16 protein-coding genes are annotated in these 13,150 nt (G+C 63.6%); 7 read left to right on the forward strand and 9 right to left on the reverse strand.

Annotated features, from left to right (window positions below; all coding sequences use genetic code 11):
• The first annotated feature begins 64 nt into the window (after nucleotides 1-64).
• The 5 genes from ACEN42_RS10920 (at nucleotide 65) to ACEN42_RS10940 (ending at nucleotide 3,622) form a co-directional block, all read left to right on the forward strand.
• Nucleotides 65-1,432 carry an MFS transporter gene (locus tag ACEN42_RS10920; protein WP_035506268.1) on the forward strand — a complete coding sequence of 456 codons (1,368 nt, stop codon included), beginning with the start codon at nucleotides 65-67 and terminating at the stop codon, nucleotides 1,430-1,432.
• A 115-nt stretch (nucleotides 1,433-1,547) separates the two neighbouring features.
• Complete coding sequence (locus ACEN42_RS10925; RefSeq protein ID WP_371879931.1) at nucleotides 1,548-2,096, forward strand: type 1 glutamine amidotransferase domain-containing protein; 549 nt, start codon at nucleotides 1,548-1,550, stop codon at nucleotides 2,094-2,096.
• A gap of 71 nt (nucleotides 2,097-2,167) precedes the next feature.
• On the forward strand, nucleotides 2,168-2,638 hold the full coding sequence (locus tag ACEN42_RS10930; RefSeq protein ID WP_371879932.1) for a DUF4142 domain-containing protein: 471 nt from the start codon (nucleotides 2,168-2,170) through the stop codon (nucleotides 2,636-2,638).
• Between the two features lie 71 nt (nucleotides 2,639-2,709).
• Nucleotides 2,710-2,997: a DUF1488 domain-containing protein gene (locus ACEN42_RS10935; protein WP_238288245.1), complete on the forward strand. Its 288-nt coding sequence runs from the start codon at nucleotides 2,710-2,712 to the stop codon at nucleotides 2,995-2,997.
• A gap of 52 nt (nucleotides 2,998-3,049) precedes the next feature.
• Nucleotides 3,050-3,622 (forward strand): glycine zipper domain-containing protein, encoded by a 573-nt coding sequence (locus ACEN42_RS10940; protein ID WP_035506258.1) that lies wholly within the window; start codon nucleotides 3,050-3,052, stop codon nucleotides 3,620-3,622.
• Nucleotides 3,623-3,681: 59 nt separating this feature from the next.
• Here ACEN42_RS10940 and ACEN42_RS10945 read toward each other — a convergent pair whose 3' ends face one another.
• Entirely contained in the window at nucleotides 3,682-3,927 is a 246-nt protein-coding gene (locus ACEN42_RS10945) for a hypothetical protein (protein ID WP_371879933.1), read from the reverse strand.
• A 186-nt stretch (nucleotides 3,928-4,113) separates the two neighbouring features.
• Here ACEN42_RS10945 and ACEN42_RS10950 point away from each other — a divergent pair, with 186 nt between their 5' ends.
• On the forward strand, nucleotides 4,114-4,566 hold the full coding sequence (locus tag ACEN42_RS10950; protein WP_371879934.1) for a PA2169 family four-helix-bundle protein: 453 nt from the start codon (nucleotides 4,114-4,116) through the stop codon (nucleotides 4,564-4,566).
• A gap of 90 nt (nucleotides 4,567-4,656) precedes the next feature.
• On the opposite strand, the gene ACEN42_RS10955 is transcribed toward ACEN42_RS10950, so the two are convergent.
• Complete coding sequence (locus ACEN42_RS10955) at nucleotides 4,657-4,890, reverse strand: hypothetical protein (protein ID WP_035506251.1); 234 nt, start codon at nucleotides 4,888-4,890, stop codon at nucleotides 4,657-4,659.
• A gap of 324 nt (nucleotides 4,891-5,214) precedes the next feature.
• Complete coding sequence (locus tag ACEN42_RS10960) at nucleotides 5,215-5,556, reverse strand: BON domain-containing protein (RefSeq protein ID WP_187607169.1); 342 nt, start codon at nucleotides 5,554-5,556, stop codon at nucleotides 5,215-5,217.
• Between the two features lie 452 nt (nucleotides 5,557-6,008).
• Here ACEN42_RS10960 and ACEN42_RS10965 point away from each other — a divergent pair, with 452 nt between their 5' ends.
• Nucleotides 6,009-7,496, forward strand: a complete 1,488-nt coding sequence (locus tag ACEN42_RS10965) for an RNA polymerase factor sigma-54 (protein ID WP_371879935.1) — start codon at nucleotides 6,009-6,011, stop codon at nucleotides 7,494-7,496.
• Nucleotides 7,497-7,607: 111 nt separating this feature from the next.
• On the opposite strand, the gene ACEN42_RS10970 is transcribed toward ACEN42_RS10965, so the two are convergent.
• From ACEN42_RS10970 to ACEN42_RS10995, 6 genes are all read right to left on the reverse strand, one after another.
• Nucleotides 7,608-8,519 (reverse strand): YihY/virulence factor BrkB family protein, encoded by a 912-nt coding sequence (locus ACEN42_RS10970; RefSeq protein ID WP_371879936.1) that lies wholly within the window; start codon nucleotides 8,517-8,519, stop codon nucleotides 7,608-7,610.
• 146 nt (nucleotides 8,520-8,665) lie between these two features.
• The gene (locus ACEN42_RS10975) at nucleotides 8,666-9,013 is read right to left on the reverse strand and encodes a chemotaxis protein (protein ID WP_187607172.1); all 348 of its coding nucleotides are present in this window, start codon (nucleotides 9,011-9,013) and stop codon (nucleotides 8,666-8,668) included.
• Between the two features lie 130 nt (nucleotides 9,014-9,143).
• Nucleotides 9,144-10,598, reverse strand: coding sequence for an alpha,alpha-trehalose-phosphate synthase (UDP-forming) (gene otsA / locus ACEN42_RS10980; RefSeq protein WP_250483257.1), 1,455 nt, complete (start codon nucleotides 10,596-10,598; stop codon nucleotides 9,144-9,146).
• 192 nt (nucleotides 10,599-10,790) lie between these two features.
• Nucleotides 10,791-11,027 (reverse strand): hypothetical protein, encoded by a 237-nt coding sequence (locus tag ACEN42_RS10985; RefSeq protein ID WP_035506237.1) that lies wholly within the window; start codon nucleotides 11,025-11,027, stop codon nucleotides 10,791-10,793.
• 224 nt (nucleotides 11,028-11,251) lie between these two features.
• Nucleotides 11,252-11,470 carry a hypothetical protein gene (locus ACEN42_RS10990; protein ID WP_187607173.1) on the reverse strand — a complete coding sequence of 73 codons (219 nt, stop codon included), beginning with the start codon at nucleotides 11,468-11,470 and terminating at the stop codon, nucleotides 11,252-11,254.
• A gap of 221 nt (nucleotides 11,471-11,691) precedes the next feature.
• On the reverse strand, nucleotides 11,692-13,095 hold the full coding sequence (locus ACEN42_RS10995) for a sigma-54 dependent transcriptional regulator (protein WP_035506232.1): 1,404 nt from the start codon (nucleotides 13,093-13,095) through the stop codon (nucleotides 11,692-11,694).
• Nucleotides 13,096-13,150: the final 55 nt, after the last annotated feature.

Below are 13,150 nucleotides of genomic sequence, written 5' to 3' on the forward strand. Positions count from 1 at the left end.
GGCGTACAAGCCATTTGAAAACGGCGCGTCTTACAATGCGCCGCTTGCCACTGCCCGCCCATCGATGGATTCCGACCAAGGTCTGCCGCTGCCCCAGCGATACTGGGCCATTGCCGTCGTCGCGCTCGGCATCACGCTCGCGGTGCTCGACGGCGCCATCGCCAATGTCGCGCTGCCGACCATCGCGCGCAATCTGAACGCCTCTCCCGCCGACTCCATCTGGGTCGTCAACGCCTATCAGCTCACGATCACCATCTCGCTCTTGCCGCTCGCCTCGCTCGGCGACCGCATCGGCTACCGGCGCGTGTATATGGCGGGGCTCGCGCTCTTCACGGTGTCGTCGTTCGCGTGCGCGCTGTCCGGCTCGCTCGTCGCGCTCACCATCGCGCGCGTCGTGCAGGGCTTCGGCGCGGCGGGGATCATGAGCGTGAACACGGCGCTCGTGCGCATCATCTATCCGCACGATCAGCTCGGGCGCGGCGTGTCCATCAATGCGACGGTCGTCGCCATCTCGTCGGTGATCGGGCCGACGGTCGCCTCGGGCGTGCTCTCCGTCGCGACCTGGCCGTGGCTCTTCGCGATCAACGTGCCGATCGGCGTCGTGGCGTTCGCGATCGGCTGGAAGTCGATGCCGCGCACGCCGGGACATCGGCAGCCGTACGACTACATCAGCGCGATCATGAACGCGCTGTTCTTCGGCCTCGCGATCGTCGCGGTCGATGGCTTCGGGCACGGCGAGCATCGTCCGTATGTGATCGGCGAGATCATCGTGACGGCGGTCATCGGCTATTTCTTCGTGAAGCGGCAACTGACGCAAAGCGCGCCGCTTCTGCCCGTCGATCTGATGCGCATTCCGGTGTTCGCATTGTCGGTCGGCGCGTCGGTGTGTTCGTTCTGCGCGCAGATGCTCGCGTTCGTTTCGTTGCCGTTCCTGCTGCAGAACAATTTCGGCATGAGCCAGGTCGAGACGGGCTTTCTGATGACGCCGTGGCCGCTCGTCATCGTGTTCGTCGCGCCGCTCGCGGGCGTGCTCGCGGATCGTTATCCGGCGGGGCTGCTCGGCGGCATCGGGCTCGCGATCCTGACCGTCGGGCTGGTGCTGCTCGCAAGCGTCGGCGCGCATCCGGACGCGTTCGATATCGCGTGGCGCATGGCCGTCTGCGGGCTGGGCTTCGGCCTCTTCCAGTCACCCAACAATCGACAGATGCTCGCCGCCGCGCCGCGTCATCGCAGCGGCGGCGCGAGCGGGATGCTCGGCACCGCGCGCCTCACCGGGCAGACGCTGGGCGCGGCGCTCGTCGCGCTGATCTTCGGCGTCGCGCCGAAGCAGGGTCCGGTGATCGCGATTGCGGTCGCGGCGGCGTTCGCGGCCGCCGCCGCCGTGGTCAGCGTGCTGCGCCTCACCGGCAAGCGCAGCATCGAGCCCGCCTGATTCGCCCTTTTCCTTCGCGTCCCCGGCAGCTCGCTGGGCACAGCCTTTGCTGAAACCTCGAAAATGGATTTCGCCCACGCGGAATCTTCGAAAACAGCAACGAAGGAGTGTGTTCATGGGCAATTCCCTCAACGGTTGCAAGGTCGCGATTCTCGCCGTCGATGGCTTCGAGCAGGCCGAACTCGTCGAGCCGCAACGCGCGCTCAAGGAAGCCGGCGCGCAGGTGGATATCGTGTCGCAGAAGCCCGGCCAGATCCAGGGTTTCAAACACGTCGACAAGGCTGACAAAGTGAACGTCGATGTCACTTTCGACGCCGCCAACGCCGCCGATTACGACGCGCTCGTGTTACCCGGCGGCGTCGTCAACAGCGACGCGATCCGTCTCGATGCGAAAGCGCAAAGCTTCGTGAAGGAAGCCGATCAGGCGAAGAAGCCGATCGCCGTGATCTGTCACGGCGGCTGGCTGCCGATTTCGGCGGGCATCATCGCGGGCCGCACGATGACGAGCTGGCCGAGTCTGCAGGACGATGTTCGCAACGCGGGCGGCACATGGGTCGATCAGGAAGTGCAGATCGACGGCAATCTCATCACGAGCCGCAAGCCCGACGATCTGCCCGCATTCAACAAGGCGCTGATCGAAGCGCTGGGAAAGGCGCGCGCCTGATCCATCGCACCGGAGCGAAGCCGATGTCGAGACTATTGATCTCACTTACGTTGTCACTGGCCGCAATTTCTGTGTCTGTGCCAGTCGCGCAGGCTCAAAGCGAAAAGCTCTCGCCGATCGATCAGCAGTTTCTTCAGGACGCAGGTCAGGCGGGCGCGACCGAGCTTGCCGCGAGCAAGCTCGCGCTCACGCACGCGAGCGACCGGCAGGTACGGGAATTCGCACAGCGAATGATCGTCGATCACACGAAACTCGCGCGCAATCTGGACGTGCTCGCGAAGCGTCACGGCATCACCGCGCCGGCCGCGGCGGATTCATCGCTGATCGGCAGTCTGCAAAATCTCCAGGGCGCGGAGTTCGACAAGGCCTATATTGAAAAGGTAGCCATGGACGGACATCAGAAGGCCGTCGCGCTCTTCAGGAAGGAAAGCGAAAGCGGCAACGACACCGCGCTGAAGGCGGCGGCAGCCAAGGCGTTGCCGGTCATCAGCCATCACTACGAGATGGCGCAGCAGCTCGCGAAAGCGAAGGCGGCGTCATGAGCGTCGCGTATGTCGCCCGACGCGTGGCGTCTCCCCGTTCCGCTTCCCGTCCCGCCTATGAGGACTCGACCATGCACATCACGTTTGCAGACGAAGCCCCCGTTTTCGACGGCGACGACCTCGCCATTCACTTTGCCGCGCTCATCGACGGTGAGCCGGTCGTATGTTCGATCACCGCCGAAGCGCTCGAAGATCACTTCGGCGCGAAGTCGGCTCGCGAGGAAGATCTGCTCGATGCATACGCGCGCGGCACGGCACGCATTCGCGCAGTGTGCGCCGAAGTGCTCGACGACAACGGCGGCCAGCCCGCCGTGCTGAGAAGCGGATTGTTCCGCGTCGCCGGCATGGAGCCGGACTGAGCCGCTCACGCAGCGCAACGCATCCAATCACCCAAGCCAACAAGGAGGGAACATGTCACTGATCATTGCGGGCCGATTTCAGACCTTTCGCGCGGCCGAATCGGCAGCCCAGAAGCTCTTCGCGAAAGGCTTCGTGGAAGAAGACGTGACGCTCTTCTTCGTCAATCCGAGCGGCCAGCACGCGCGCTATCCCGTCGGCGGCGATGTCGGCACCGATGCGGGCGCGAGCGCGGCCCCCAAAGGCGCCGGCAAGGGCGTGACGATCGGCGCGGTCGCCGGTGCGGTGGTGGGTGCGGCGATCTTCGCGGTGTTTCATGCGCCGCTGCTCGTCTCGGTGATCGCGGCGGGCGTCGGTGCTTATGTGGGATCGCTCGTCGGCGCGATGTCGCATACGAAGAAGCCGAAGGACGCCGCGCACGCCGAGGAGCCCGCGCGACATGCGGGTGTCCTCGTCGCGGTGCATGTATCGCCGGAATCGCAGGATCAGGCGGCCGCGGCGCTGCGTGAGGCGGGCGGTATCGATATCGAGCGTGCGTCGGGACGATGGAAACAAGGTCGCTGGAGCGATTTCGATCCGCTGCAGCCGCCGCATCCGGTGGGTGAGTTCGCGCACACGCGCGCCTGATTTCTCGCTGTGCCCGATGACGACGCCCGCTTCTCGCGGGCGTTTGTTTTTCTTGCGTGTCAGACCCAGGGCGTGTGCGTTCGATTCGCCGGCAGATTTGCGCGCAGACGGCATTCGGCGGGCAGCACACGCGCCTTGCTTTCGCTTACGGCGGGCGCTTCGCAGATACGCCCATAGTCCGCATGCGATGCCTGCACGGGATGCTCTTCGATGACGTGCTGACGCACATGCAAGGTCAGCGCGGACGCCGCCATCGCCACAAGGATCAGAAACTCGCGATGCGCGAGCCGGTTCAAGAAATTCACTGCGCTCTCCTGTTGCCGTGTTCTGCGCGCGTCTCGAATCGGATGCGCGCTGTAATGCCGTGTCGGCAGCAAATCACATGCCCTTCCGCGAACGATGCGGGCACGCCGCGTGCGTATTGAATCGGCGAGCCGCATCCCGCAGGGAGGCTGCGCAGTGGCAATGTCGAAACCAATGGGAGGTGTTATATGAGCACGAACGTCGTATCGGTACTCAACGATCTCGTCGAAACCTCGAAGGACGGGGAAAAGGGTTTTCTCAAGGCCGCAGAGGATACGCGTGATCCAAGCCTCAAGCTGCTATTCCAGAATCGCGCGCAGAAGTGCGCGGAAGGCGCGCGCGAGCTACAGGACGTGGTCGCGCAGCTGGGCGGAAAGCCCGAAACCGGCGGATCGGTGGCCGGCGCGCTGCATCGCGGCTGGGTCGATGTGAAGTCGGCCGTGAGCGGCCATAGCGATCACGCGATTCTCGCCGAGTGCGAGCGTGGCGAGGATGCCGCGAAGAAGAACTATCGTCAGGCGCTGGACAAGGATCTGCCTGCCGATGTTCGCGCGATCGTCGAACGCCAGTATCAGGGCGTGCTGGAAAATCACGATCGTATCCGCGATCTGCGCGATCAGTACGCAGCCGCGAAGTCCTGAAGCGATTGATGCAAAAGCGGCCCGATGACGATCGGGCCGCATGAACGCAAACGGCCGCGCGATGCGGCCGTTTGTTTGTCGAGCGTCAGGTTACTGCGGCTGACCCTTGTCGTTCGTGCCGAGCGCCGAAGCCGCCGCCGCTGCCGACGCGCCCTTCAGCTTGTGCGCCTTGTCCTGCTGATGCAGATAGGTGCCCTTCTGCTTCTTCGCATGCGCGCCAGCATCCGCGCCTGCCGTGGCCGCATCGGACGCTGCCTGCGCAAACGCCGCCGTCGAGAATGCCAGCGCGAGCGCGCCGATCAATGCCATCTTTTTCGTCTTCATGAAGAGCTCCTGTTTTGCCGGGGCCTCTGAACGCCGGGCTACTGCGCATTCGTGAGCCACCTGTGTGAGTGCCGCCCTGAACGGTCGTACTCGTTTTTAAGTTTCGAAGTGCTGCGAGGTGATGCGCACTGCGTGAAGCATCATGCGTGAACGTGCGACTGAAGCATCGGGCGATGCGACGCGAACCCTAGCCTCCATGCGAGAACCCGCGCTTCGTCCGATTCATCGCCGCTGATGGCGAATCGTCGAACCCCGCGCGGGTTCCGTACTGCTGGCACTCAACCGCGGCCCGCCGTGGCGAAGCCGGGCATACGAACTATGCCATTACTTGGCGGCAATTTTAAGATGGTTCTTCACGGAAGCAACACCCGACACGTTCGAGACGACTTCTTCGGCGGCGGTCTTGTCTTCTGCCGACGGCACCGTGCCCGTCAGCGATACCACGCCCGAATGCGTCTTCACGTGGATGTGCGTGGACTTGACGTTCTTGGCGCCGAGCAACTCGGCCTTGACCTTCGTGGTGACGGCGCTGTCGTCGACCTTCTGGCCCATCGACGTGCCGGAACCGCTCGTCGACGACGCCGCAGTGGTTTGCGCGCCGACGTTGAGCGCGAACACGACACACGCGATACCACCGGCTGCCTTCAGGAATTGAGTCGTCTTCATGGCAATACTCCCATTTTTTCGATTTTGGTCTGGCGCCCCGTTCGCCTTTTTCGTGCGCGAGGCGGCTCTGCGATCACGTCCGCGCCGTAGCACGCGGATCGTGAACTTCGTACCGCAACTTGCGTGCCGGATCGATCTCAACCGCTATCCACGCGCCGCAAAAGCACGCTGAAAACGCCGCGCGGCAAGGCGTGCGTGCGTCTGCGAACAAATCTTCGACGGTTGCAAAATCGTCCGCCGCAGCGCACGCGACGCCGCCCGAAACGCGCGGCGCTTTTGTCTGAGCGCGTGTAAAAACTGCGTGAAACCCGCGTGTCGAACAGTCCGGAAACGCCGGGCGGACTGCAAAAAACGTAGACGCGGCGCGAGCTTATCGAACGATGGCACGGCTGTTGCTTTACTGATCCGCAAACCAGCCCACTACGTCTAGAACAATCGAGGATTAGCAAGCAATGCCGCCTACACTCGAACTCCGCGCGAAACAAACCCTCGCGCTTACGCCGCGTCTGCAGCAGTCCGTGCGTCTCCTGCAACTCTCGTCCCTGGAGTTCCAGCAAGAACTGCGCAACGCGCTCGACACGAATCCCTTTCTCGAATACGACGAGTCGCAGACCGAAGACAACGCCCTCGGCGCCGATAACGGCAGCTCGATGGGCGAATCGGCCTCGTCGACCACGGACAGCAACACCGCCGAAGCCCCGCTCGCGTCCGAATCGAACATGGAAAGCGAGCAAAGGGCCGATTCGGAATCGCGCGACGACTCCATGAACGAGTTCTCGTCCGATCCGTTCGGACGCGGTTCGTCGCGCAACAACGGCGACGGCGAAGGCTCCGATCCGGCGGACTGGGTGCGCATCGAGCCGTCGCTGCACGAAACGCTCCACGATGCATTGCGGCTCTATCAGTTGAACGAGCGCGATCGCGCGATTGCGCAACTCATCATCGAAGCACTCGATGATGACGGCTATCTGCGCCAGGAATTGAGCGAGCTCGCGAATGTCGTCGAGATCGAACCCGCGCTGCACGAGGACGAACTCAACATCGCGCTCAAGCTCGTGCAGTCGCTCGACAAGCCGGGCGTCGGCGCGCGCAATCTCTCGGAATGTCTGACACTGCAGCTCGAAGCGCTCGAAGAGGACACGCCGGGACGCGCGGTTGCGCTCGAGATCGTCGGGCATCATCTGGAGCGTCTTGCGCGGCGCGAGCAGGCCGAGCTGCAGAAGAAGATCGGCTGCAGCGCGGATGAACTGCGCGTCGCTTGCGCGCTCGTGCGCCGCCTCGATCCGAAGCCGGGCGAGAACTACGGTCAGAGCGAGGACAACTACGTGGTGCCCGACGTCATCGTGCGTCCGGTGAAGAAGCAATGGGTCGTGACGATCAACCCGGCCGTGCTGCCGCGCGCGCGTATCCATCGCATGTACGCGGAGCTTTTCGCGCAATCGGCCGGCGCAAGTCGCTCGCCGCTCGCGCAGCAATTGCAGGAAGCGCGCTGGCTGATCCGCAACGCGCAGCAGCGCTTCACGACGATCCAGCGCGTTGCCGAATGCATCGTCTCGCATCAGAAGGCGTTCTTTGACTACGGCGAGATCGCGCTGAAGCCGCTCGTGCTGCGCGATGTCGCCGATGAGCTCGGCCTGCACGAATCGACCATCTCGCGCGCCACGGGCAACAAGTACATGTCCACGCCGCGCGGCATCTTCGAGTTCAAACACTTCTTCCCGCGCGAATTGAGCACGGAAAGCGGTGGCACATGTTCGGCCGCGGCGGTGCGCGCGCTGCTCAAGGAAATGATCTCGAAGGAGAACACGCGCGATCCGCTGTCCGATGTGAGTCTCGCGAAGATGCTCGCGGATCAGGGCGTGATCGTCGCCAGGCGCACGGTGGCGAAGTATCGACATCTCATGAAGGTGCCGCCCGCGGAACTGCGCCGTCAGGCATGATGGTTTCACGCTCTCAAGCGCTCGGCGACGACCCGGTCAAGCGAGGCGCCTGAGCGACAGGAGCGTAAGTGACAGGCCGTCCGTTCTCGGACGGCCTTTTTTTGTCCGCGATCAGCGCCACCCCGACGCCCGATGCGTGCGCTTTCTCGCGGCCGTCGCCGAAAGCTCCGCGCCGAGCAGAAACACCGCCGCCGAGTAATAAAGCCACATGAGGATGATCGCAAGCGACCCCGCCGCGCCGAACATGTTCGCCGTGCCCGCGTGCGCGAGATAGAACGCGAAGAGCCGCTTGCCGCCTTCGAAAAGCAGCGCGGCGGCGGTCGCGCCGAGCGCGGCATCGCCCCAGCGCATGCGCGTCGTCGGCAGAAACTTGAGCAGCACGGTGAAGGCGACCATCAGCACGCCGATGGATATCGCGCGCCGCGTGAGGCCTGACAGCACAATGAACGGACTGCCGTCGCCGAGCACCCAATGGCCGAGTATTTCGACGAGCGCATCGAGCACGAGCAGGATCGCGACGAGCAAACCGGAGCCGACCACGAGTCCGAACGACATCAGCCTCACGCGCAGCAGCGTGACGATGCTCTCGCGCGTGCTCACGGCGGGCGTCGGCCAGATGACATTGAGCGCGCTATGCAACGACGAGAACGTCGCCGACGCGCCGATCAGCACGCCCGCGAGCGAGAGAATCGCCGTGCTGCGCGCGATGTCCGCATGCCACGCGTTCGCGACGATTGCCTCCAGCGTGTGAGCCGCGTCCACGCCCACGACACCGCTTATCTCGTCGAAGAGCCGCCCTTGCACGGCATCGGCGCCGAAGAACACGCTCGCCACCGCGATCACGATGACGAGCGTCGGCGCGAGCGAGAACGCGGCAAAGAATGCGATCGACGCCGAGAACATCAGGCAATGATCCTGCGACCATTGCATGATCGGATCGACGATCCACGAAAACCAGCCGAACCGCGACGTGCGGCCCGAAGCGACAGGCGCGGATTGAGTGGCGGAGACGTCCTGATCCATCGGCGGAAAGCGTGAGCGCGGCTTGAAGTGTCAATCGACGATGTTAGCCCCGCGCTGCGAATCGTGTGTAAAAAACGGCGCGCTTCCACTGGAAGCGCGCCGCGTTCATGTTGCGTTGTCCCGCTGCGTATCAGGGTCTCAGGGTCTCAGGGTCGATCGTCGGCCGGGTCGGCGTCCTCGTCGGCGAGGCCGCGGGCTTCGTCCTCGATCTCGTCGGGCAGGATATCGGCGTCGGCTTCCAGATTGTTGTCGCCGTCCGCCGACGCGGTCTCGCCGGTGCCGAAGCGGTCCGTATCGCTGTTCAGTTCGGCTTTGGACTGGCCGAGCGCGTGCGCGTCGAGTTCATCTTCGATGTCGCCCGGATAGCGCTTTTCGCCCTGCACGTCCGAGCCGCTGTCCGACGAGTCGCTCGGGCCGAGCGCCCCGGTGCCGTGCCCCTTGCCGTACTCCGCGCCGTCGTCTTCGGGCGGGTTCAATGTACTTCCGCTCATCATGACCTCCTGGGATCGTGTCGATGATGAATCCGCAAGTCCCGTTCCGCGATCTCCGGCTTGGCGCATGAAAAAACCCCGCGCTTCTTTTGAGGCGCGGGGCTGTATGTGCAAAACGAGATTTGGCGCGGGCTCAGGCCTTCGCCGCCGGGCGCTTGGCGCCGGTCGCGCCCTGCCTCACCGTATTGACGGTTTTTTCGGTCACCGATGTCGCTGTCGCGACGCTGCGCAAGTCCGACAGGAACGAATCGCGCCATACCGAAAGATTGTTCTCGCGCAACGGCGCCATCATGTCCGCGTGACGCGCCTGACGCTCGGCGAGCGGCATCGACAGCGCGCGCTCCAGTGCCTCGGACATCTGCGACAGATCGAACGGATTGACGACGAGCGCGCCCGGCAATTGATCCGCCGCGCCCGCGAATTGCGACAGAACGAGCGCGCCCGGATCGGCCGGATCCTGTGACGCGACATACTCCTTCGCGACGAGATTCATGCCGTCGCGCAGCGGCGTGACATAGCCGACCTGCGAGAGACGGAACAGCGCCATCAGCAGATTGCGCTCGTATTTGCGGTTCAGATACTGGATCGGCGTCCAGTCGAGCTGGGCGAAACGCCCGTTGATGCGGCCCGCCTCGCCTTCCAGATTCTGGCGGATGCGCTGATAGGTCTGCACGTCCGAGCGCGTCGGCGGCGCGATCTGCACGAGCGACACGCGGCCATGCCAGCCGGGCGCGTTCAGCAAAAGCCGCTCGAACGCCTGAAAGCGCTCGACGAGACCCTTCGAATAGTCGAGCCGGTCGACGCTCATGATGAGCTTGCGCCCGTGCATGCTGTCGCGCAGGCTTTTCACCTGCTTGCGGTTCGCGAACTGGTCGGCGGCCTTCGCGATGGCGTCCGGATAGATGCCGATCGGATATGCGCCCACTTTCAGCATGCGGCCGAACGCCTGCAGCATGCCGTCGTCTTCGTTGAAGTGGCCGCGGCTCGTGCGCTCCACATAATCAATGAAAGACTGCTTGTCGTTGTCGGTCTGGAAGCCAACGACGTCGTACTGGCACATCGCCGCGATCAGTTCCTCGTGCGGCGGCACCGTGCGCATAATTTCCGGCACCGGAAACGGAATGTGCAGAAAGAAGCCGATCGGATTCGCGACGCCGAGCTTTCGCAACTCCTGCGCGAACGGGAGCATGTGATAGTCGTGCACCCAGATGATGTCGTCGGGCTTGAGCATCGTCTTCAGCTTCGTGGCGAGGCTGGCATTGACGCGCATATAACCCGCATATTCCTCGCGATCGAAGCGCGAGAGATCGTTGCGATAGTGAAAGGTCGGCCACAGCGTGGCGTTCGAGAAACCTCGGTAGTACTGGTCGTAATCGCGGCGCGTGAGTCCGACCGTCGCGTAGGTCACTTTGCCGCCTTTCTCAACGACCGGAGCGCCCGCCTCGCCGACGATCTCGCCGCTCCATCCGAACCACACGCCCCCAGTCTCCTTGAGCGCATCGAGAACGCCGATCGCGAGGCCGCCCGCGCTGGGCTTGCCTTCCTGGATCGGTGCGACGCGATTCGATACCACGATCAATCTGCTCATTACAGCATCACCTCATCAGTTGTCGTTGCATGCTCGAATTGGCGATCAAGGGTATGCAAAAGCTGTGCCTTTTTGTGGGTATTTGTAAATGAAAGTTTGTATGAAGATGTTACGGACGAACGAAAATACGCGGCGAACGCACGCCGCGTAGAAATTTTTATTCTTGTGCCGGGTGCGTCCGCCGGCCGGTAATCACGAGTCCTGCTCGGAGCCCAGGTCGCGTTGATAGTCGATCCCTTCGCGACGCACGCCGCCCTGATTGTGCTCGCCATCGGGCGGCACGCCAGGCGCGGGGCGGTTCTGGCCGGCGGGATCGTGATCGGCGGGCGGCGCCGATGCGCCCTGGGCGCCGGCTGCCTTGGCGGCTTCGGCGCGCGCTTCGCGCTTGGAAGAATGACGCGCGGAGCGTCGGAGTGCGGGATGCCTCATGATGCCTCCAGAGAAGAAGGCCGTCGCGATAGTGACGTCGGCGGCGTCGGACCGTTGCGCTTGGGCAAGCGCGGCTTCAGAAAAAGCGACCGGCGACAGAACGTGTCGCCGGTCATAGTTGCACCATCCGTTGTAATCTCTACGCTGCGGATGGAAACTTATTCAGACCTTGCACGAATTCTGGGCATTGTCCAACGTCTGCAGTCCTGCGTCCTTCTGCGTTGCTAATACACGTGCGGCGTTTCGCCCGGCCCCGGCGGCGGATCGCCGATCGGCTGCGACGGCGGCTCGGGCGGCTCGCGCGTCGGATCCGGATTCGTGTCGGGCGGAATCGGCGTGGGCGGCGGCTGGTCGGGCGGCGTTACCGGCGGGTCCGGCGGCTGCGGCGTCTGTGCTTCGATACGATGAACATCGGAAGCGCGACTGGACGGGCTGTGTGGCATGGCGGGCTCCTTGCGGTCTTGTGATCGTACTTTCGCCATCCGTCGGCGCCTGCGCGCCACGCGCGGATGTCATTCGATCGGCAGCAAGGGGCATGCCCCTCATCAGTCTCCGTTGCGCATCTCCTGTCACATTATCGGCGTAGAAAACGCGCCTGCCAATGAAAAACGCCTGCGCACTTTAAAAGCCGCAGGCGTTGTTTTCGTCTAAAGATAAGCGACGTTCAGGTATTTTCGCTATCTGCCTCGTTCATGTCGCCGCCTTCTCCGACAGCAGCCTTGTTCGCGTCCTCGCCGTACTCGACGAGCCGGTTATAAAGCGTTTTCAGGCTGATGCCGAGGATTTCGGCGGCGCGCGTCTTCACGCCGCCGCACTGGTCGAGCGTGGCGAGGATGAGCTGACGGTCGGCCTGCGCGAGCGACGTGCCGAACGGAATGGTCACCGCCGTGCCCGCCGATGGCTTCGACAGCGAAATCTGCAGCGGCACCGTGGCCGTGCTGTCCGAATCCGTCGCCGACATGATGTACGCGCGCTGCACGTAGTTCTTCAGCTCGCGCACGTTGCCCGGCCAGTTGTACGACGCCAGCATCTCGCGCACGGCCGGCGGAAAGCCTTTTTTCGTGTTGTAGCGGGAGTTCAGCTCGTCGAGGAAAGCTTGTCCGAGCAACTCGACGTCCTTGCCCCGCTCGCGCAACGGCGGCAGGTTGATCGGAAATACGTTCAGCCGGTGATAGAGGTCGAGGCGCAGTTTGCCTTCGAGCACGGCCTGCTCGGGATCGCGATTGGTCGCGGCGATGAGGCGCACGTCCGTCTCGAGTTCCTTGGTCGTGCCGACGCGCATGAACATGCCCGTCTCCAGCACGCGCAGCAACTTCACCTGAAGCTCAATCGGCATTTCGGTGATTTCGTCGAGGAACAGCGTGCCGCCGTTCGCGCGCTCGAAATAGCCCTTGTGCTGCCGATCCGCGCCCGTGAACGAGCCGCGCTCGTGGCCGAACATCTCCGATTCGATCAGGTTCGGCGAGATCGCCCCGCAGTTCACCGCGATGAACGAATGCTTGCGGCGTAGGCTAAGCTCGTGCAGCGTCTGCGCGGCGACTTCCTTGCCGGTTCCCGATTCGCCGATCAGCAACACGGACGCGGCCGTCGGCGCGACCCGGCCGATCTGGTCATACACCGTTTGCATCGCGGGCGAATTGCCGAGCATCAGACCGAAGCGGCCCATGCGGCGCAACTCGCCGCGCAAGGTGCCGATTTCCGCTTTCAGGTCGCCGGCGCGCGGCAGGCGCGAGAGGATGGCCTTCACGCGCTGCATGTTGATCGGTTTGACGAGGTAGTCTGTCGCGCCCATCTTGAGCGCGCTGACAGCGGATTCCACCGTTGCGTGGCCGGTTATCACGATCACCTCGACGCCCGAGCGCGGGTCGAGATCCTCGAAAAGATCGACGCCCGTGCCGTCGGGCAGCTTGAGATCGGTGAATACGACGTCCGGCGTCTGCCGCACGAGCTGAATGCGTGCCTCGCGCAAATCGCCGGCGGTGGCCGTCGTCAATCCGTCTTCGCCGATGATCGCGGCTAGCGCCTCGCGGGTACTGGGATCGTCATCGACAATCAATACGTGTGGCATTGCGTCTCGAATTCTTCCAAAGCGTTTTCAGGTCACACGCCATGATGTGGCATGG

Source organism: Caballeronia sp. S22 (assembly GCF_964261745.1).
Lineage (GTDB): Bacteria > Pseudomonadota > Gammaproteobacteria > Burkholderiales > Burkholderiaceae > Caballeronia > Caballeronia jiangsuensis.

Coding starts and splice junctions, on each gene's coding strand:
- ACEN42_RS10920 (WP_035506268.1), top strand. CDS start 65: ATGGATTCCGACCAAGGTCTGCCGCTGCCCCAGCGATACTGGGCCATT.
- ACEN42_RS10925 (WP_371879931.1), top strand. CDS start 1,548: ATGGGCAATTCCCTCAACGGTTGCAAGGTCGCGATTCTCGCCGTCGAT.
- ACEN42_RS10935 (WP_238288245.1), top strand. CDS start 2,710: ATGCACATCACGTTTGCAGACGAAGCCCCCGTTTTCGACGGCGACGAC.
- ACEN42_RS10940 (WP_035506258.1), top strand. CDS start 3,050: ATGTCACTGATCATTGCGGGCCGATTTCAGACCTTTCGCGCGGCCGAA.
- ACEN42_RS10950 (WP_371879934.1), top strand. CDS start 4,114: ATGAGCACGAACGTCGTATCGGTACTCAACGATCTCGTCGAAACCTCG.
- ACEN42_RS10955 (WP_035506251.1), bottom strand. CDS start 4,890: ATGAAGACGAAAAAGATGGCATTGATCGGCGCGCTCGCGCTGGCATTC.
- ACEN42_RS10960 (WP_187607169.1), bottom strand. CDS start 5,556: ATGAAGACGACTCAATTCCTGAAGGCAGCCGGTGGTATCGCGTGTGTC.
- ACEN42_RS10965 (WP_371879935.1), top strand. CDS start 6,009: ATGCCGCCTACACTCGAACTCCGCGCGAAACAAACCCTCGCGCTTACG.
- ACEN42_RS10970 (WP_371879936.1), bottom strand. CDS start 8,519: ATGGATCAGGACGTCTCCGCCACTCAATCCGCGCCTGTCGCTTCGGGC.
- ACEN42_RS10975 (WP_187607172.1), bottom strand. CDS start 9,013: ATGATGAGCGGAAGTACATTGAACCCGCCCGAAGACGACGGCGCGGAG.
- otsA (WP_250483257.1), bottom strand. CDS start 10,598: ATGAGCAGATTGATCGTGGTATCGAATCGCGTCGCACCGATCCAGGAA.
- ACEN42_RS10985 (WP_035506237.1), bottom strand. CDS start 11,027: ATGAGGCATCCCGCACTCCGACGCTCCGCGCGTCATTCTTCCAAGCGC.
- ACEN42_RS10990 (WP_187607173.1), bottom strand. CDS start 11,470: ATGCCACACAGCCCGTCCAGTCGCGCTTCCGATGTTCATCGTATCGAA.
- ACEN42_RS10995 (WP_035506232.1), bottom strand. CDS start 13,095: ATGCCACACGTATTGATTGTCGATGACGATCCCAGTACCCGCGAGGCG.